General features: G+C 60.1%; 14 protein-coding genes, 2 rRNA genes and 1 pseudogene. 10 read left to right on the top strand and 7 right to left on the bottom strand.

Translation table 11 applies throughout. The features are described 5' to 3' along the window. From C8K63_RS00005 to C8K63_RS00025, 5 genes are all read left to right on the top strand, one after another. Positions 1-79 (top strand): 23S ribosomal RNA (locus tag C8K63_RS00005); the annotation flags it as partial. 161 nt (positions 80-240) lie between these two features. Next, positions 241-356, top strand: a 5S ribosomal RNA gene (rrf, locus tag C8K63_RS00010). 288 nt (positions 357-644) lie between these two features. Continuing rightward, on the top strand, positions 645-1,304 hold the full coding sequence (locus tag C8K63_RS00015) for a paraquat-inducible protein A (protein WP_108214826.1): 660 nt from the start codon (positions 645-647) through the stop codon (positions 1,302-1,304). Next, positions 1,291-1,914: a paraquat-inducible protein A gene (locus tag C8K63_RS00020; RefSeq protein ID WP_108214827.1), complete on the top strand. Its 624-nt coding sequence runs from the start codon at positions 1,291-1,293 to the stop codon at positions 1,912-1,914. The genes C8K63_RS00015 and C8K63_RS00020 overlap by 14 nt, the downstream gene beginning before the upstream one ends. Beyond that, a complete protein-coding gene (locus C8K63_RS00025; protein ID WP_108214828.1) occupies positions 1,907-4,210 on the top strand; it encodes an intermembrane transport protein PqiB in 2,304 nt (767 codons plus the stop codon). The genes C8K63_RS00020 and C8K63_RS00025 overlap by 8 nt, the downstream gene beginning before the upstream one ends. A 194-nt stretch (positions 4,211-4,404) precedes the next feature. Here the strand turns inward: C8K63_RS00025 and mksF are convergent, their stop codons facing one another. Genes mksF through mksB form a run of 3 tightly spaced genes read right to left on the bottom strand, consistent with a single transcriptional unit; the run spans position 4,405 to position 9,216 of the window. Then, a complete protein-coding gene (gene mksF, locus C8K63_RS00030; protein WP_108214829.1) occupies positions 4,405-7,245 on the bottom strand; it encodes an Mks condensin complex protein MksF in 2,841 nt (946 codons plus the stop codon). Beyond that, on the bottom strand, positions 7,242-7,949 hold the full coding sequence (mksE, locus tag C8K63_RS00035) for an Mks condensin complex protein MksE (RefSeq protein WP_108214830.1): 708 nt from the start codon (positions 7,947-7,949) through the stop codon (positions 7,242-7,244). The genes mksF and mksE overlap by 4 nt, the downstream gene beginning before the upstream one ends. After that, positions 7,939-9,216: an Mks condensin complex protein MksB gene (mksB, locus tag C8K63_RS00040; protein WP_177413319.1), complete on the bottom strand. Its 1,278-nt coding sequence runs from the start codon at positions 9,214-9,216 to the stop codon at positions 7,939-7,941. The genes mksE and mksB overlap by 11 nt, the downstream gene beginning before the upstream one ends. A gap of 238 nt (positions 9,217-9,454) precedes the next feature. Here mksB and C8K63_RS00045 point away from each other — a divergent pair, with 238 nt between their 5' ends. Beyond that, positions 9,455-10,201, top strand: a complete 747-nt coding sequence (locus C8K63_RS00045; protein WP_108214832.1) for an energy transducer TonB — start codon at positions 9,455-9,457, stop codon at positions 10,199-10,201. Beyond that, positions 10,194-10,646, top strand: coding sequence for a ribosomal protein S18-alanine N-acetyltransferase (gene rimI, locus C8K63_RS00050; RefSeq protein WP_108214833.1), 453 nt, complete (start codon positions 10,194-10,196; stop codon positions 10,644-10,646). The genes C8K63_RS00045 and rimI overlap by 8 nt, the downstream gene beginning before the upstream one ends. 140 nt (positions 10,647-10,786) lie before the next feature. On the opposite strand, the gene C8K63_RS00055 is transcribed toward rimI, so the two are convergent. Further along, positions 10,787-11,191: a serine kinase/phosphatase gene (locus tag C8K63_RS00055; protein WP_108214834.1), complete on the bottom strand. Its 405-nt coding sequence runs from the start codon at positions 11,189-11,191 to the stop codon at positions 10,787-10,789. 168 nt (positions 11,192-11,359) lie between these two features. Here C8K63_RS00055 and can point away from each other — a divergent pair, with 168 nt between their 5' ends. After that, positions 11,360-12,004: a carbonate dehydratase gene (gene can, locus C8K63_RS00060; RefSeq protein ID WP_108214835.1), complete on the top strand. Its 645-nt coding sequence runs from the start codon at positions 11,360-11,362 to the stop codon at positions 12,002-12,004. A gap of 6 nt (positions 12,005-12,010) precedes the next feature. Here the strand turns inward: can and C8K63_RS00065 are convergent, their stop codons facing one another. The 3 genes from C8K63_RS00065 to C8K63_RS00075 form a co-directional block, all read right to left on the bottom strand. Beyond that, positions 12,011-12,532, bottom strand: a complete 522-nt coding sequence (locus C8K63_RS00065) for an SET domain-containing protein-lysine N-methyltransferase (RefSeq protein ID WP_108214836.1) — start codon at positions 12,530-12,532, stop codon at positions 12,011-12,013. Between the two features lie 144 nt (positions 12,533-12,676). Then, complete coding sequence (locus C8K63_RS00070) at positions 12,677-13,849, bottom strand: hypothetical protein (protein ID WP_108214837.1); 1,173 nt, start codon at positions 13,847-13,849, stop codon at positions 12,677-12,679. Positions 13,850-13,942: 93 nt separating this feature from the next. Then, positions 13,943-15,361: a short-chain fatty acid transporter gene (locus C8K63_RS00075; RefSeq protein WP_108214838.1), complete on the bottom strand. Its 1,419-nt coding sequence runs from the start codon at positions 15,359-15,361 to the stop codon at positions 13,943-13,945. A 200-nt stretch (positions 15,362-15,561) separates the two neighbouring features. On the opposite strand from C8K63_RS00075, the gene C8K63_RS00080 reads away from it, so the two are divergent. Both C8K63_RS00080 and C8K63_RS31135 read left to right on the top strand, forming a co-directional pair. Next, the gene (locus C8K63_RS00080) at positions 15,562-16,875 is read left to right on the top strand and encodes an MFS transporter (RefSeq protein WP_108214839.1); all 1,314 of its coding nucleotides are present in this window, start codon (positions 15,562-15,564) and stop codon (positions 16,873-16,875) included. Between the two features lie 207 nt (positions 16,876-17,082). Beyond that, positions 17,083-17,721: pseudogene (locus tag C8K63_RS31135) on the top strand (PAS domain-containing protein); the annotation flags it as partial. Positions 17,722-17,728 lie beyond the last annotated feature (7 nt).

Consider the following 17,728-nt stretch of genomic DNA (forward strand, 5'->3'; position numbering starts at 1 on the left):
ACGACGTTGATAGGTTGGGTGTGTAAGCGCTGTGAGGCGTTGAGCTAACCAATACTAATTGCCCGTGAGGCTTGACCATATAACACCCAAGCAATTTGATGCTCCTAGCTGAAAAGGCGAAAGAGACCAGATTGCGGTGTGTGAAGACGCAATGAACCGAAAGTTCGCAACCACACAAATCTATCACCTACCCAATTTGCTGAAGCGCGGCCAGCCGGCCACGACTCGGTACCCGAATTTCTTGACGACCATAGAGCATTGGAACCACCTGATCCCATCCCGAACTCAGCAGTGAAACGATGCATCGCCGATGGTAGTGTGGGGTTTCCCCATGTGAGAGTAGGTCATCGTCAAGATTAAATTCCGAAACCCCTATCTGCGCACGCAGGTAGGGGTTTTGTTTTTGGCCGCCGTGTAGGAGCGAGCTTGCTCCGGGCGGCGTTCCGACGATGGGCTTCAGGACGGCGCGGGGCATCAGCAAGTTAGCGTCAGCGTTGACAACCATCGTCGGAACGGCGCCCGGAGCAAGCTCGCTCCTACAGCAAGTCGCCTTCAAAAGCTCAAGCAATCAAGCACAAATTGGCGCAGTTATTTTTGTCCCGGGACACTAGAATAGGACCAACTTTTTCAGAGTCAGAGCGCTTATGCCGGATTCGGTTGACGCCAAAGAGCTGTCAGAATTACCACTAGAAAATCTGGTTGCCTGCCATGAGTGCGACCTGCTGATGCGTAAGCCCGAACTCGCCCATGGCGAAAAAGCCTTGTGCCCGCGCTGTGGCTACGAGCTTTATGCCCATCGCTACAACGTCGTACAGCGCAGTCTTGCCTTGGTCGCCGCCGCCTTGTTGTTGTTTATTCCGGCGAACTTTTTACCCATCATGCAACTCAATCTGCTCGGGCAATCTTCGCAAGACACTGTCTGGAGCGGTGTTGTAGCCCTTTTTGATACGGGCATGCAAAGCGTCTCAGTGATTGTGTTCCTGTGCAGCATGGGGATCCCGCTGCTCAAGCTACTGTGCCAACTGGCCGTATTGTTGAGTATCCGTTTCAATGTCGGCCGCAGCTACGGCTTGTTGCTCTATCGCATTTATCACCATATACGCGAATGGGGGATGCTCGAGGTTTACTTCATGGGCGTACTCGTGGCGATCGTCAAGCTGGCAGATATGGCAGCCATCACCGTAGGCCTCGGCCTGGCGTGCTTCATCGGTTTGTTGCTGATTCAAGTCTGGCTGGAGGTCGTAATGTCGCCTCACCAGATCTGGCAAGCATTATCAGGAGAAGATGCCCATGCGGGCGATTGATGCAGGCATTCTGATTTGCAAGGAATGTCATGAATTGAACAGGCAGGAAGCTGATAGCGATGAGCAAGTCTGTACACGCTGCGGAGCACTGGTGCATGCCCGCAGCCCGAATAGCCTGGTGCGCACCTGGGCATTGCTGATTACCGCCGCCATTCTTTACATACCGGCCAATTTGCTGCCGATCATGACCGTGAACTCTCTGGGCAAGGGTGCGCCCAGCACGATCATGGCGGGTGTGATCGAGTTGGTGCACTACGGAATGATCCCCATTGCGGCGGTGGTGTTTATCGCCAGTATCCTGGTGCCCACCTTCAAGCTGGTAGGCATCGCTCTGCTGCTGTTTTCCGTGCAGCGCCGTCAGCCCCTTTCGGCTCGCCAGCGTATCTGGATGTACCGTTTCATTGAATTCATCGGCCGCTGGTCGATGCTCGATATCTTTGTGATCGCCATCCTCGTGGCGGTCGTGAATTTTGGCCGGCTTGCCAGCATCGAAGCCAATCTTGGCGCCATCGCCTTCGCCACTGTAGTGATTCTGACGATGCTTGCCGCAGTAACTTTCGATCCCCGACTGATTTGGGATAACACGGAGTCGGACGACGACCATGACTGATTTGCCTGTAGCGAAAACCCGACCGGCCTCGAACTGGTCTGCCATTTGGGTGCTGCCCCTGATCGCCTTGATCATTGGCGGCTGGCTCGGCTGGCGTGCCTATAGCGAGACCGGCATCGAGATTCAGGTGCGTTTTGAGAGTGGCGAAGGCATTCAGGCCAACAAGACCGAAGTGGTCTATAAAGGCATGCCAGTCGGTAAGGTCAAAAGCCTCAAGCTCGATGATGAGGGCAGTTCCAAAGGTGTGATCGCCAGTATCGAAATGAACAAGGACGTAGAGCAATACCTGCGAACCAGCACGCGTTTCTGGCTGGTCAAGCCGAGCGTGACGCTGGCAGGGATTACCGGTCTTGAGACGCTGGTTTCAGGTAACTATGTTGCCATCAGTCCGGGGGAAGGCGAGCCCGTCCGCAAATTCAAGGCCCTGGCCCAGGAGCCGCCGCTCTCCGATGCCCAGCCGGGTCTGCACCTGACCATCAAAGCTGATCGCCTGGGTTCGTTGAACCGCGGCAGCCCGGTGTTCTACAAACAGATCAAGGTAGGTCAGATCAAGAGCTACGTGCTGTCCGAGGACCAGAGCACTGTCGAGCTCAAGGTCTTCATCGAGCCGACTTACGCCAAACTGGTACGCAAACACACACGTTTCTGGAACGCCAGCGGCATCAGCATCGACGCCAATCTGTCCGGTGTGAAAGTGCGCAGCGAGTCGTTGGCCAGCATCGTCGCCGGTGGTATTGCATTCGCTACGCCTGAAAACCGCAAGGACAGCCCGCCTACCGACCCAAGCCTGCCGTTCAGACTCTACGAAGACTTCGATGCAGCGGCGGCCGGTATCCGGGTCAAGGTCAAGCTCAGCGACTTCGAAGGCTTGCAGGCCGGTCGTACGCCGGTGATGTACAAAGGCATCCAGGTCGGCAATCTCAAGGCGCTGAAGGTCGATCCTGATCTGTCCGGGGCCACTGCCGAATTGACGATGGATCCATTGGCCGAAGATTACCTGGTGGACGGTACGCAATTCTGGGTGGTCAAACCGTCGATTTCCCTGGCAGGGATTACCGGCCTGGAAGCGCTGGTCAAAGGTAACTACATCGCTGTGCGACCTGGCGACAAGGGTTCGGCTCCACAACGGGAGTTTGTGGCACGGGCCAAGGCGCCGCCGCTGGATCTGCGTGCACCTGGACTGCATTTGGTGTTATTCACGGAAAACCTTGGTTCGCTGGAAGTCGGCAGCCCGGTTCTCTACAAGCAGGTTAAAGTCGGCTCCGTACAGAGCTATCAGTTCTCGCGCACCAAAAAGCAGTTGATCATCGGCGTGCACATCGAGAAGGAATACGAGGATCTGGTCAACGCCTCGACACGCTTCTGGAATGCCAGCGGCATCACGCTCACGGGTGGACTGACCGGTGGGATTCAAGTCAAAAGTGAGTCTCTGCAAAGTTTGATGGCCGGTGGTATTGCGTTTGAAACCCCGGAAGCCAAGGCGCCGCTACGCAAGCGCATTCCACGTTTCCGCTTGTTTGCCAGCCGTGACGACGCCACGCAAAAGGGTGAGGTGATCAGCATCAAGGTAGACCGCGCCGATGGTTTGCGTACGGGCACGCCGATTCGCTTCAAGGGCCTGGATGTCGGCAAGATCGAGGACGTTGACCTGAGTGACGACCTGCAATCGGTGCTGCTGACCGCGCGGATTACCGAAGTGCCGGAACGCATCGCCCGGGTTGGCAGTCAGTTCTGGGTGGTCAAGCCTGAGCTGGGCCTGATCAAGACGTCCAATCTCGAAACCCTGGTGACCGGGCAATACATCGAGGTGCAACCGGCAGCGAAAAATCTGGGGCCGCAGAAGAACTTTGTCGCTTTGGTCGCTGCGCCGGAAACCGCCAAGCAGGAAGCGGGATTGAGTCTGGTGCTCAGCGCCGCTCGTCGCGGATCGCTGAAGGCCGGCGTGCCGGTGACGTATCGCGAAATCACCGTGGGCAAGGTGACGGGTTATGAACTGGGCCAGACTGCTGATCGTGTCCTGATCCACATCCTGATCGAGCCGAAATACGCTCCACTGGTACGCAGCGGCACGCGGTTCTGGAACACCAGCGGTTTCGACTTCGATGTCGGCCTGTTCAAAGGCGCAACGGTGCGCACTGAATCCCTGGAGACGATGATTCAGGGCGGTGTTGCCTTTGCCACACCGGACGGTGAGCGCATGGGCGGCCCGGCGCAACCGGAGCAGACGTTCGCGCTGTTTGACAAGTTTGAGGAGGAATGGCTGGGTTGGGCGCCGAAGATTTCCATCGGCAAGTAGTCTGATGGTGCTTGTGCTGCCGTCTTCGCGAGCAGGCTCGCTCCCACAATGGATTGCGTTTACGCCGATCTAAAGTGGGAGCGAGCCTGCTCGCGAAGAGGCCCTCAAACGCACTGAAAGACTAAAAACAGGTTGATGAAAAAAGGCGGCGATCCATTGGATAGCCGCCTTTTTCATTGCCTTCGATTCAAGCCTCAAACTGCATCCAGCTCCGGTTCATCCGCTTGTTCGTTGACTGTCGCCTTCACCTGATCGTGACGACGGATGTACTTCCAGTCCGCCTCGTCGATGTAGATGCCGGCCGGGCCGCTGCCGCCTTCCAGGTCGATGGCGACGCTGGCGCAGACCTGCGGCTTCACGCTCGCCAGAATCGGCACGAAGCCCAGCTGCAGGCTGGTTTCCAGCAAGGCGGCCTGGTTCTTCTCATCGATGTCCGCCGCCTCGTCGAGGTAGTACGGCAGGCGCACGCGACCGGCCTGGTCGCGGTCCATCAAGTGCAGCAACAAGTACATGTTGGTCAGCGCCTTGATGGTCATGGTGGTGCCATTGGAGGCGGCGCCGTCGATGTCGGTGTGGATCACTGGTTGGCCGTTGACCTTGGTGATCTCGAACGCCAGTTCGAACAAGTCCTTGAGGCCGAGCTGGTTGTGGTTTGCCGCCACCAGCCGCGCCAGGTATTCCTTGGCCTCTTCGTTCTTGTTGTCCTGTTCCGCACTCTGGCTCAGATCGAACACCGACAGGGTTTCGCCTTCTTCGTACTGACCGGCGCTGTGAATGATCTGGTCGATGTGCTTGAGCGCTTCCTTGTTCGGCGCAAGCACGATACGGAAGCTCTGCAGGTTGGAGACCTGACGTTTGTTGATCTCGCGGTTGAACAGTGCCAGTTGGTGTTCGAGGCTGTCGTAGTCGCTGCGGATGTTGCGCAGGGTCCGGGCGATGTCGGTGACCGCCGCGCGACGCGCCTTGCCCAGGGTCAGGGCTTCATCGGTACGGTGCGCATAGGCGTTGATCAACAGTTGCAGGCGACGCTCCATATCGTCTTCGCTGTCGAACTTGGCCACGCCCTTGAGGCGCACCTGAGCGTACAGCGCTTCGATCTGACCATCGGCGCGCAGCAGACCTTGCCAGCTGTCCTGATAGTCATTGAGCAACGGCAGCAGGTTGTCCATCGAATCGTCGATCGGGTCCATGAACGGTGTGCCGAACGGCAGGTCCGCTGGCAGCAACTGACGGCGGCGCAGGGCGTCGTCGAGGGTGCGTTGCTTGGCTTCCATGTCACCGATCTGCCGGCCGACCAGTTGCAGCTTGGCCGACAGTTGCTGGACGCGCTCGGTGAAGGCGTCGCTGGAGCGCTTCAGCTCATCCTGCGCCGCTTCCATTTGTGCCAGCTGCTCAAGCTTGTCGCCTTCCTCGGCGCTCAGGGTTTGCGCACGACGGAAGTCTTCCAGGGCTTTCTGTGCATCCAGCACTTGCTGGTACAGCGCTTCGGTCTGGGTCTTGCTCGCGGCGCGGTCGGCGGCCACGGCTTGCTGGGTTTTCAGTTGCTTGAGTTCTTTTTCCAGGCGCTCTTTCTGATCGCGCAACGCCGCGCGGTCAGCCAGGGCCTGCAATGCCGGAGGTTCGATGTGCGAGATGTCGATGGACAGGCCCGGCACTTCGAAGCGTTCGCCTTTGAAGCCGTCGAGGATCAGCTCCACGGATTTGACCCACTCGCCGTCGTCGTCGAGGGTGATGCCGTGTTCGCCCAATGGCAGGCTGAACAGCGCGCTGTTGAACAAGCGCATCAGTCGTTCGACGTCCTGCTGCGAGAACTCTTCGCGCAGGCGGGCGTAGCTGTTGTTGTCGGCGTGATCGAGTTGCTGTTTGACCGACTTCAGGCGTTTTTCCAGATCGCGCAGACGCTCTTCGAGATCTTCGGCGCTGAACTGGCGGGATTGCGCCAATGCACCGGCGAGTTCGTCGTGGGCGTCCTTGGCGGCCAGCAGTTGCTGTTCCAGCACCTTCACGTCATCGATCAGGGCAAAGCGATGCTTGAGCACCGACAATTCGCCGAGCCAGCGCTGGATGCCGGTGATTTCCCGCTCCAGACGCATCAGTTCCTGAGTGCCGCCGCGCTGGTCGTTTTGCAGGGCGTCCTGCTCATTGCGGTAGTGCTCGGCCTGAATGGTCAGCTCCTCCTTGCGCGCACTGGCGTAGTCCGACCAGGTGCCCAGCAGCGAGTCGAGCAGGGGCGAGATCCGGTGCAGTTTGCCGCGCAGAATGTCGCGTTGTTTCACACCGTTGGCCAAGGCTTCGACCAGCGGGCCGGCGGCGACCAGCGAGTTGTAGTCCTGCTCCATGCGGCGTACATCGCGGAACGCTTCTTCGCACGCGGCGATGTAATCGACGCTGCCGGAGCGCAGGCTGTGTTCGAAGGCATCGAGGAACAGTTGCTTGAGCTTGGCCGCAGTGATTTCACGCATGTGCAGCAGGTTGATGAACAGCGCGCGGAAGGTTTTCAGGCTCTGCTCGCTGGTGGAGCGCAGTGGAATCAGCGTCAGGTCCAGCGGGATCGAGGTGTGGCCACCGACCAACAAACGGCGCAGTTCGTCCGGCTTGAGTTCGTAGGCTTTCAGGCCTTCGCGCTCAAGGTTGGTGAACAGTTCTTTCTGACGCAGGCAGGTGTCGTTTTTCTGGTAGTGGGCCAGGTCCAGTTTGCCGGCGTAGGCAAAGAACTGGTGACCGAAACCGCCGCCCGGGCCGCGACCGACCACGCCTATCACGTGGGGACCGTGGGGCAGGTTCACTTCGACCAGGATGTAGCTGGTGTCCGAGGCGAAGTAGAAGCGCCGGGACTGCTCCAGGCTGTACTTGCCGAAGCTCATGTCCGACATGCGCGCCAGGATCGGGAACTGCAAGGCGTTGATCGAGGCGGATTTACCGAGGTTGTTCGCGCCGTACACCGACAGCGGCTCTTCCAGCGGGAACAGGCCAAGGCTATAGCCGGCGGTGTTCAAAAGGGCAAAGCGGCGGATGCCGTAACGTTCCTTGCTCATGCGTCGAGCTCCTGTTCTTCGGCGATGGCGCGGGCCAGGGCGTCTTCTTCGCTTTCATCTTCAAATTCTGCGAGGTCGAGCGGGTCATCGGTCTGCAGCAGTTTTTCGTCGCTGTCGTCGTCGATCAGCACCGGCACCGGCACCGGCAACGGCAGGACGCTGTGCAGGCTGGCGGCCAGATCGCGGTCCTGCTGCACCGACAGGCACACATCGAGGAAACGGTGCATCGGCGGCAGGAAACGGTAGATGCCGTTTTCTTCGCTGGCAAAACCGAGTTGGGTCATGCGGCGCATGATCTTTTCTTCCAGCTCGTCCTGGGTCTGCACTTCGGCCTGGATGAACAGGTCGCGGTACTTTTCCAGCAACGATGGGAGCTCATCGCGACCGAGGCTGCCGCCGTCGAGCACGGCGATCGGGTCGCGGCCCTGGTCGGCCAGGTGCTCGACGAGGATGAAGGTGAACAGCGCCAGACGCTGGGCGGTCTTGTTCACCGCCGCCGCCGCGAGGTCCGGCACGAAGTAGTAGAAGCCGCGGGTGTCGCAGACCAGTTCAAAGCCCAGGGCCTTGAACAGCGTGCGGTATTGGTCCTGAAAGTTCGACAACTGTGCGTACAGCTCCGGATCGCGGCGGCTGACGTGGTAACCCTTGAACAGCTCGCGAAAGATCGGTGCCAGATGGGACAGTTCGGATAGATCAAGATGCATAAGGAGTGCTCGCAGAATCCTCGGCGGCGGTATCGCTGACCGAGAGCAGGGCGAAGGAGCGCAGGCTGACCTGATGCTCGTGGGTATGGTATTCGCGACGCTCCAGACGCTCGCGCGTGAAGCGTTTTTCCCGCGACAGACGCGAGAACCAGTACAGCAATTCGTCGGTGGCGCCGTCCGGTTCCTGCTCCAGCAGCCAGGTCATCAGGTCCGGCATCGGCAGGGCGTCCTCGCAACGTTCGAGCATTTCCCGAACCGTGCGTGGCGCACGCGGGGCTTCGCCTTTCTGGGTCTTGTGGGCCTTGGGGAAGCGCGCCGGTTTCGGTTCGAAACGCGCCAGGGCGTAAACGTAGGCTTCGACCTGACTGGCGCTGCCGAGGAAGGTACTTTGCGGGCGGGTGAACATCGGCATCGCCGCTTGCGGCACGGCGTCGATGCCCTTGCGGCGGATCATCGACAGGGCCAGCGCCGCGCCACGGGTCACGGCGTTGTGCCGGCGGGCTTCTTCACGCAGCGGCAAGAGCAGTTCGCGGGCATGACGCAGGGTCAGTTGAGCGCTGGTCTGCATTTCGAGGATGCGTGCGTGGGTACGCAGCAGCATGTCGTCGTCGACCAGGTGGCCGAGGCGCTGCTGTTCGCTGAGCATCTTCAGCAGGACGGTTTCGACCTTGCGCACGCCTTGTTCGAAGGCGCCGTCGGCGTTAACCAGATCAATCATCGGCTCGACGTATTCGTCCCAGGTCGCCAGCACTTCAGCGTAACGCTGGCGCAACGGAATCTGCCGGTCGCTGGTTTTTGCCCGTTCGGCGACGGCCACCAGTGCCTGTTCGTCGTTATCGAGTTTTTTCAGTACGTCACGCACGCGCATGTCGAGCAGACGCAATTGGCGGGCGAGGTCATTGCCATCGCGGATATCGAATGCGTCCTGGATATAACCGGCCAGACGCTCCAGGTGGCGCAGGTAGGCTTCGATCTCCAGGCACAGGCCCAGGCGGTGTTCACGGCGCAGATAGGCGAGGAAGTCGTGAATCTGCGCATTGAGCTCGAAACGGTTCGGGCTTTTGGCCACGGGAACCAGGATGTCGAGGCGAATCCACACGTCCAGCAGGCTGGTGATGTCCTGCGGCGTACTGTCGAGTTGCTGGGCGGCCAGTTGCGTGCGCAGTTCGTTCAGGCTCAGTGTGCCTTGGTCGAAGTGCTCGCACAGTGGCTCCAGAAGTGCCCAGTGTTCAGCGAGGGCGCGCAAGACGCGCTTGGGTTCGATCATCGGAATGGCCGGCTGGTTGGCGATTAAAAGTCGCGATTGTACTGCATCGGGCGCGATGCGATTCACTCTCGGGACGGGCTGTCGCCATTTTTCATAGGTGCAAAGACTATCGGTGAAGTCTATCGATCAACAGCGCGGGCGATCTTTAGCGAACGGCGGTAGAATCAGCGCACTTTAGTTATCCACAAGTGGCCGACCTTTGCTTATCGAGTCCCGTCGTCGCGCTTATCTGGCCGCCATGCAGGTGGTCAACTGGCTGCCGCGTACCGAATTGCCCTTTGCCGCGCCGTCGCGGCCCGAGCTGCTGGACATGCCAGAGCCGGTTGTGGTCGCGCCTGTCGTGCCCGCTGTTGTGGCCCAGACGCCCGTGGCGCCTGTGGCCAAGCCGGCCGAGCGGGCGAAGATCGAGGTGCCGCGACCATCGCTGGCAAGCACGCGCACCGGTGCCAAACCGGTGGAAGAGGCTGAAGAGGCGCCGGTCGTAGTCAAGGCCCCGATCGTGCCGCCCCCGCGTTTCGCCCTGCAATTGTTGCGGGCCGGGCGTTGCCTGCTGCTGGTGGAGTTACCCACAGGCGAATCCTTCCAGAGCCGCGATCCTGCTTATCTGCTGCTCAAGGACATGCTGCGCGCCGCCGGTCTGCCGGACAGCCCGCAGATCGTCGGTGAGCCGGTACGCTGGCCGTTGCTGGTGCGTGGCACGATGGATCAAGGCCCGGAAGCGGCCCGCGACTTCGTGCAAGGTTTCCTCTCGGTGCGCATGGAAGAAACGCCCTGCGCCTGCTTGTGGCTGATCGGCTTACCCGCGGTGCGATTTGCCGGCGAGGCGGATGCCGAGGCGTTCAATCGCGAGTTGCAGATCGAAGGCCTGGGCTCGGCCTGGGCGGTGCCGGGCCTGGAATTATTAATGGAAGAGCCACAGCGTAAGGCTGATGTCTGGCAAGCCATGCGCCGGCTGATGGCGCGCTGGAAAGAATCGAATGAGTGACGCTGTATCGTTTCGCCCGATGAACGAGGCGGACCTGGAAACTGTACTGAAAATCGAATACGCAGCCTACAGCCATCCCTGGACTCGCGGGATTTTCCTCGATGGCCTGGGCAAGTATCAGATCTGGCTGATGTTCGAAGGTCAGCAACAGGTGGGCCACGGTGTGGTGCAGATCATCCTCGACGAGGCTCATCTGCTGAACATTACGGTCAAGCCGGAAAACCAGGGCCGTGGCCTGGGGCTGACATTGCTTGAGCATTTGATGTCGATTGCCTACAAGGCCGACGCCCGGGAGTGTTTCCTGGAAGTGCGCGACAGCAATACCGCGGCGTTCAAGCTGTACGAGCGTTATGGTTTCAACGAGATCGGCCGGCGCCGGGATTACTACCCGGCGGTGGGTGGGCGCGAAGATGCGGTGGTCATGGCCTGTACTTTGGTGGATTGATTCATACCCGTCTGTGGCGAGGGAGCTTGCTCCCGCTGGGTCGCAAAGCGGCCCCCGAGAGCATTTGGGGATGTGTTTTGCGACTGCTTCGCAGCCGAGCGGGACGGTGCGGCGATCCGACAAGCTCCCTCGCCACAGGATCAACGTTTTTTGTCGAGAGGATCGCGTAGCGCCTGTTCTGCCTCATCCAGCCCGCTGCCACCGCCGATGTCATGGCCATCGACAATGCTCAGGTCCCAGTCGGCCCGACTGTCCTCACCGGCCTCATGGGCATCCCTGGCGCCGTCTTCACGGATCAGGGTTTCCGGGCTCAAGTCATCGTCGGTAGGTTGATGATTTCCGGTCGAGGCACCGGTCAGGCCCGCTTCACGTACGCGCCGACGAGGCATCAGTTGCTTGCGCTCCTCGTCCGGCAATTCGTCACCGATTCTGGCACCGGGCTCTTCTTCATCGAAATCCAGCTCACGCACCGAGCCCATGCGGTCTTCGTCGTCATCGACGGGTTCCGGTTGCACCGCATCGTACGGACGTCGTGAATCATTCATGGTAATTCCTCATACTGTAGGCCTTACTACGGTTGACCTACTTGGCTACCGAGAATTCCACCGGCATGGAGCCCTGTGTTCCGGATCAGGAGAGCATTTGCATTTCGCGCGTGACCCCGACGGACGGTTGTCAGTCAAAGCTGCGCATCATTCTTGAGGCTTCAAAGCATGAACGAATTACAAGATCTGATTGATAACAACGAGCGTTGGGCCGCTGCGATCAAGGAGCAAGATCCTGACTTCTTCGCCAAGCTGGCTCGCCAACAGACTCCTGAGTTCCTGTGGATCGGTTGTTCCGATGCCCGGGTGCCGGCCAACGAGATCGTCGGCATGCTACCGGGTGATCTGTTCGTACACCGTAATGTGGCCAACGTGGTGCTGCACACCGACCTCAACTGCCTGTCGGTGATTCAGTACGCGGTCGATGTGCTCAAGGTCAAACACATCCTCGTCACCGGTCATTATGGCTGCGGTGGTGTGCGCGCCTCGATGCAGGATCGTCAGTTCGGCCTGATCGACGGTTGGCTGCGCTCGATTCGCGACCTGTATTACGAAAAGCGCGAAGAACTGGCCAAACTTGCCACCGAGGAAGAACGGGTCGACCGTCTTTGCGAGCTCAACGTAATCCAGCAGGTGGCCAACGTCGGTCACACCAGCATTGTGCAAAACGCCTGGCACCGCGGGCAGAGCCTGTCGGTCCACGGCTGCATTTATGGCATCAAGGATGGCCGCTGGAAGAGCCTGAATGCGACCATTAGCGGTTTCGAGCAACTGCCAGCGCAGTACCGCCTGCGTCCGTTCGAGCCCCTGTAAAGTCCCTCAGCGCAGACTCTGCCGACGCCACTGTTGCAAAAACGGCTGGCCGTCGGCGTTCGGCGCTTCATCGTATCCGGTGATCCAGCCCCGGCAGTTGTACGAACCGCAGTGGCAGGCGAACTGGCGCAGCAGCTTGTCTTCCGTGGCCGCGTAATCCATCGACAGCCAGTCGCCTTTCTGAATGTCCTTCAGCGCCCATAACCACAGCTCACTCATGTCCAGAAACACGTTCGGGTCGCAAGAGTGGCGCAGCAGCCCGCAGAAGCGCGGGTCATAGACGTGAACATCGGGCGCCAGCTGGCGGGTATGTCGGCTGCGATAGGGCAGCAAATGCCCCGACACCCGGCAGATTCGACTGATGCGGGGAAACTCGCGCAGCGCTGCTACCGCCATCGGCGTGCCTTTGTCGTTCGAGAGAATCTCGAAATCGGCCAGGGATGGAAATCCGAGGTGAAGGGGCAACGCCACAAAAGGGTAAACACCCTGCGGCGGTGCGAGAGACTTGCGCAGTGCATTGGCTTTCATAACGTTCCTTGTCGGCTGGGTGCTGCGACTTCCATTGGCTGACGATCCTGTCAGCGCCGCAGCACATGGGTACGGCCCAAGCCTCTCGCAGATATCGCGGGCGGTCTACTGTCATAACTGACAGGTCGACTGCCAGCCATCGGTTTATAGCGGTGGAGCGGGCAGGGCCGTGGCTGGAGCTGGCGCCTTGAGCTGTTTGAGCTGCAGTTGGACCGGTGCAGTCGAGCATTTGGCCGCCGCCTGTCCCGGCGTCAGGTTGCGAATCGAGGTGTAGAACAGCGTGCAGGTTTTTTCCTTCTCGGCCACTTGCCAGGTTTGCGTGCAGGTTTTCAGCTCGACATCGGCATTACTGTCCGGTTGGCTACCCATGACGGCCTGCCAGCACGCGGCGCTCAAATCCTGGCCCATGACTTTCAGGCCCGCCGCATCGGCCTTGGCCTTGGCATCATTGCCGGAATAGTTCGCCGGATCGGCGGCGTACCAGATGTAGCTCGGGTGGTTGGAACCCAGCACCCGCACCTTCACCCCGTCACTCGGGCTGATCGTCGCCAGGCCCAGCACGTTCACGGTCGGCCCGTATTGTTGCTTGATCCAGTTACGCACCGGCGCGCCGAAGGCGACCATTGGCAATGCTTCACCGTTGGCGTGCAGGCTGACGTTCCTGACCATGGTGGTCTGGTAGTCGTTGAAGTAGCTGTAGACGCCCTCCAGGTCCTTGCCGGCGTTGGATGGGGCGGCGATAGGGGCGATGTCGACAATGGTCTGAAAGCCTGGCGTCTGTTCGGCCGGGATGCCATTGGCGGTGAGCAGCGTGGCCCAGCGATCCGTGGTGGCGGACTTCAGGTAATCCTGGGCCTGGGTCAGCGAATAGTCGGGCGGGAAGTGCAGCAGTTCGACGCTTTTGCGGTTTTCCAGGGCCATGCCCAGCGGCAGGAACAGATACCAGCTGTACGCCCACTTGCCATCGGCATTCAGTTTGCTGGCGCCGTTATAGGCCAGGTCACCGGCATCGAGTAGCGCTGCCAAGGGTTTTTCATAGCCGTTGGGCACGCCGATGATTTCTGCGTGGAGCTGACCGTTATCGGTTTTGACCAGAACCTTCGCGTCACCGTAGCCATCGCGCTGCACGCTCTGGGTCAGGTAGTGCTCGACGGTTTGCTCAAGCGTCCAGTTGCGAAAGCAGATCACGTTGCAATTGTTGGGGTAGGCGAAGAGGCGGGTAACGCGTTCGGTAGTGCCCAGCTTCAAGTTGGCATCGGCGTGGGCGGTGGTGCTCAGGGTGAGGGCTGCGAGAGTGAGTGCCGCGAGTTTGAACATGCTCAGATCCTTTTCAGCGTATAAGTCCAGCAGATACTGAAACAGACAGGGCGGAACAAAAAGGGCCGATATCAATATCGGCCCTTTTTTTGGTTACGGCATTACCGGCGGCAAATACGCCAGCGTCGTCCCCAGTGCCCATAACAACACTAGCACCAATGGCGTGTGTACCAGCAATTGCACGAACGAGAAGCCGATCAAGTCCCGCGCTTTCAACCCCAGCACGCCCAGCAGCGGCAACATGAAGAACGGGTTGATCAGGTTTGGCAGGGCTTCGGCGGCGTTGTAGATCTGCACCGCCCAGCCCAGATGGTAGTTCAGGTCATTGGCCACTTGCATCACGTACGGCGCTTCGATGATCCACTTGCCGCCACCGGACGGGATGAAGAAGCCGAGAATCGCCGAATACACGCCCATCAGCAGCGCGTAGGTGTCGTGGGAGGCAATGCTGACGAAAAAGGTCGAGATGTGATGGGCCAGGGTCTGCGCATCGGCGCCCTTGACCGTGGTCATCAGCGCCGCGATCGAACCGTAGAGCGGGAACTGGATCAGCACGCCGGTAGTGGTCGGCACCGCACGGGTCACGGCGTCCAGAAAGCTGCGCGGACGCCAGTGCAACAGGGCACCGAGCATGATGAACAGGAAGTTGTAGGTGTTCAGCCCGGAAATCGCGCTGATAGCCGGTTTGGTCGAAAACTCATGGAGCAGCCACCCAGCAGCCAGCAACGCCAGCAGAATCGTCAGCAGCGGGCTGTGTTCCAGCCATTCGCCGGGGCGGGTGCGTGGTTGCAGCGGTGGCAGGTTGAAACTCGGATCGACACCGCAGGCCTTGGCATCACGTGCCGAGTTCGGGCCGGGGGCGGTGGCGTAGGCAATGATCAGCGAGATGACGATCAAGGCCAGCAGCATCACGCCGGACTGCCAGAGAAAGATCGTCTGCGTGAATGGAATCATCCCGGTGATCGACAGAATCGACGGCGGCAGGCTCGCCGGGTTGGCCTGCAATTGCGCAGCGGACGACGACAGGCCCAAGGCCCATACCGCGCCAAGCCCCAGATAGGCGGCGGCACCGGCAGCGCGATAGTCCATTTTCAGATCGGTACGACGGGCGAGGGCGCGCACCAGCAAACCGCCGAACACCAGGGACAAGCCCCAGTTCAGCAGCGATGCGACCATCGAGATCAGCGCGACCCAGGCCACGGCAGAGCGGCCGTTTTTCGGGAGCTTTGCCAGTCGGTCGATCAGTTTCACCGCTGGCGGCGAACTGGCGACCACATAACCGCCGATCACCACGAAGGCCATCTGCATGGTGAAGGGGATCAGGCTCCAGAAGCCATCACCAAAGGCCATGGCGGCGTCGGTGGGTTTGGCACCCATCGCCATGGTGGCCAGGGCCACGATAATCACCGCCAGGGCAGCAAACACCCAGGAGTCGGGAAACCAGCGTTCGGCAAAACTTGAGCAGCGCAGGGCAAAACGGGCGGAGCGGCTATCTTCGATATCAGCGGCCACGGGAGTACCTCGGATTTTTATGTTTGTTGTGGTCCTCGGGGCAGTAACCGCCCGTCTGGACAGACGCCAACATTAATTCAAGCCGAGGATTTTTGCGGCGCTGTTTCGTGGCTATGGGACTTTGGTCTAACGGGTTGTCCGCCAGCACGTTTGCGTAGACCATGGGCACCTTGGTTTTTGCCTGTGCCAGAGTTCTTTACATGACTGCCAACACCGATTCGCGCGCGGCGCCGTTCAGCCGCTCGGACTACAAGACCCTGGGGCTTGCCGCCCTCGGCGGGGCGCTGGAAATATACGATTTCATCATCTTCGTGTTTTTCGCCCTGACCCTCAGCCAGCTGTTCTTCCCGCCGGAAATGCCCGAGTGGCTGCGCCTGCTGCAAAGCTTCGGGATCTTCGTCACTGGTTACCTGGCGCGACCATTGGGCGGCATCCTGATGGCGCACTTCGCCGACCGATTGGGGCGCAAGAAAGTCTTCAGCCTGAGCATCCTGATGATGGCGCTGCCCTGCCTGCTGATCGGGATCATGCCGACCTACGCGCAAATCGGCTATTTCGCACCGTTGCTGCTGTTGGCCCTGCGCATTCTCCAGGGGGCGGCGGTGGGTGGCGAAGTGCCGAGTGCCTGGGTATTCGTCGCCGAGCACGCACCCGTCGCCCATCGCGGTTATGCCCTGGGTTTCCTGCAGGCGGGACTGACCTTCGGCTATTTGATCGGCGCATTGACTGCGACCTTCCTGGCGCAGGCATTCACCCCGGGGGAAATCCTCGATTACGCCTGGCGTTACCCGTTCCTGCTCGGCGGCGTGTTCGGGGTGATTGGCGTGTGGCTGCGTCGCTGGCTCAGCGAAACCCCGGTGTTCATGGCCATGCAGGCGCAACGGGAGGCGGCTGGCGAACTGCCGCTGCGCACGGTCCTGCGCGAGCATCGCCTGGCCATTTTGCCGGCGATGATCCTCACCTGTGTGCTGACCTCGGCCGTGGTGGTGTTCGTGGTCATCACCCCGACCATGATGCAGAAAACCTTTGGCATGACCGCCAGCCATACCTTTGCCTTGAGCGCGCTGGGCATCGTGTTCTTGAACATCGGCTGCGTGCTCGCCGGGCTGCTGGTCGACCGCATCGGCGCCTGGCGCACGGTGATGCTCTATAGCCTGCTGCTGCCGTTGGGCATCGGCGTGCTGTATGCCTGCCTGATCATGGGCGGCGACTGGCTCGGCCTGGCCTACGCCGTGGCAGGCCTGTCCTGCGGGGTGGTCGGCGCGGTGCCATCGGTGATGGTCAGCCTGTTCCCGGCGCGGATTCGCGTCTCGGGCATCTCGTTCACCTACAACATTGCCTACGCCGCGTGGGCGAGTGTCACACCGCTGTTGTTGATCGGTCTGATGCCATGGAGTCCATGGATCTGCGTGATGTTCAGTGCGGTGATGGGCGCGGTGGGCGTGGGCAGTGCCGCGTACTTTGGTGCACGGATGCCGAGAATCGCAGGCTGTTCCACTGCTGGCGCGCATTGATTGTGCACGTCGTAACTATTTTTACAGGACAAGCCTGAAACACGCTTAAGTAAAAGTTTCCAAGGCCGATGGTTAGGTTGTGTATCGCTTACTACCCCTGTCCATCGGTGCTTTCCCATGTTCAATAAACGCTTGAAGCAGGAGCTGTCGGCTCTTCGTGAAGAACTCTCCAGCCTCCAGCAAGTGAAGGAAAGTCTGGAAAGCGAGATGTTGGTACTGACTCTCGACAGCGATGGACGGGTTCAGTCGGTCAATCAGAACTTCCTTGGCGAGATGCACTACAAGAGCGGTGACCTGATCGGCCGACATATCGACGACTTCGTCCCGGACCACGTGAAGTTCGACGAATTCCAGCAGCGTTTCAAGCACGCGCTGACCCGTGGCGAGCACTTCGCCGGCGCAGTGCGCCTGTTGCGCGGTACGGGCCAGGAAGCCTGGTTGCGTTCGATCCTGCAACCGGTGCGCTCGGCCGATGGGCGGATCAAGTATTTTTCGATCTTCTCCAGCGACCTGACCCGCACCATCGAGGCCTCCCGCGAGCACGAGAACCTGATCGGCGCACTGGTGCGCTCCACGGCGGTGATCGAATTCGACCTCAACGGCAACGTGCTGACTGCCAACGACCGCTTCCTCAGTGGCATGGGTTACAGCCTGGCGCAGATCAAAGGTAAACATCACCGCACCTTCTGCCTGCCGGAGGAGTACAACAGTGCCGAGTACCAGGGCTTCTGGCGTCGCCTGAACGCGGGCGAGTACGTGGCCGACCGTTTCAAGCGTGTCGACAGCCACGGTCGTACGGTCTGGCTGGAGGCGTCCTACAATCCGGTGGCCGATTCCAACAACAGGCTCTACA

This window comes from Pseudomonas sp. GV085, from assembly GCF_003050925.1.
In the GTDB taxonomy this organism is placed as follows: domain Bacteria; phylum Pseudomonadota; class Gammaproteobacteria; order Pseudomonadales; family Pseudomonadaceae; genus Aquipseudomonas.

What these genes read in the sequence shown, in the direction of transcription:
- C8K63_RS00015 (WP_108214826.1), top strand. Translation starts at nt 645, where the DNA reads ATGCCGGATTCGGTTGACGCCAAAGAGCTGTCAGAATTACCACTAGAA.
- C8K63_RS00020 (WP_108214827.1), top strand. Translation starts at nt 1,291, where the DNA reads ATGCGGGCGATTGATGCAGGCATTCTGATTTGCAAGGAATGTCATGAA.
- C8K63_RS00025 (WP_108214828.1), top strand. Translation starts at nt 1,907, where the DNA reads ATGACTGATTTGCCTGTAGCGAAAACCCGACCGGCCTCGAACTGGTCT.
- mksF (WP_108214829.1), bottom strand. Translation starts at nt 7,245, where the DNA reads ATGAGCAAGGAACGTTACGGCATCCGCCGCTTTGCCCTTTTGAACACC.
- mksE (WP_108214830.1), bottom strand. Translation starts at nt 7,949, where the DNA reads ATGCATCTTGATCTATCCGAACTGTCCCATCTGGCACCGATCTTTCGC.
- mksB (WP_177413319.1), bottom strand. Translation starts at nt 9,216, where the DNA reads ATGATCGAACCCAAGCGCGTCTTGCGCGCCCTCGCTGAACACTGGGCA.
- C8K63_RS00045 (WP_108214832.1), top strand. Translation starts at nt 9,455, where the DNA reads ATGCAGGTGGTCAACTGGCTGCCGCGTACCGAATTGCCCTTTGCCGCG.
- rimI (WP_108214833.1), top strand. Translation starts at nt 10,194, where the DNA reads ATGAGTGACGCTGTATCGTTTCGCCCGATGAACGAGGCGGACCTGGAA.
- C8K63_RS00055 (WP_108214834.1), bottom strand. Translation starts at nt 11,191, where the DNA reads ATGAATGATTCACGACGTCCGTACGATGCGGTGCAACCGGAACCCGTC.
- can (WP_108214835.1), top strand. Translation starts at nt 11,360, where the DNA reads ATGAACGAATTACAAGATCTGATTGATAACAACGAGCGTTGGGCCGCT.
- C8K63_RS00065 (WP_108214836.1), bottom strand. Translation starts at nt 12,532, where the DNA reads ATGAAAGCCAATGCACTGCGCAAGTCTCTCGCACCGCCGCAGGGTGTT.
- C8K63_RS00070 (WP_108214837.1), bottom strand. Translation starts at nt 13,849, where the DNA reads ATGTTCAAACTCGCGGCACTCACTCTCGCAGCCCTCACCCTGAGCACC.
- C8K63_RS00080 (WP_108214839.1), top strand. Translation starts at nt 15,562, where the DNA reads ATGACTGCCAACACCGATTCGCGCGCGGCGCCGTTCAGCCGCTCGGAC.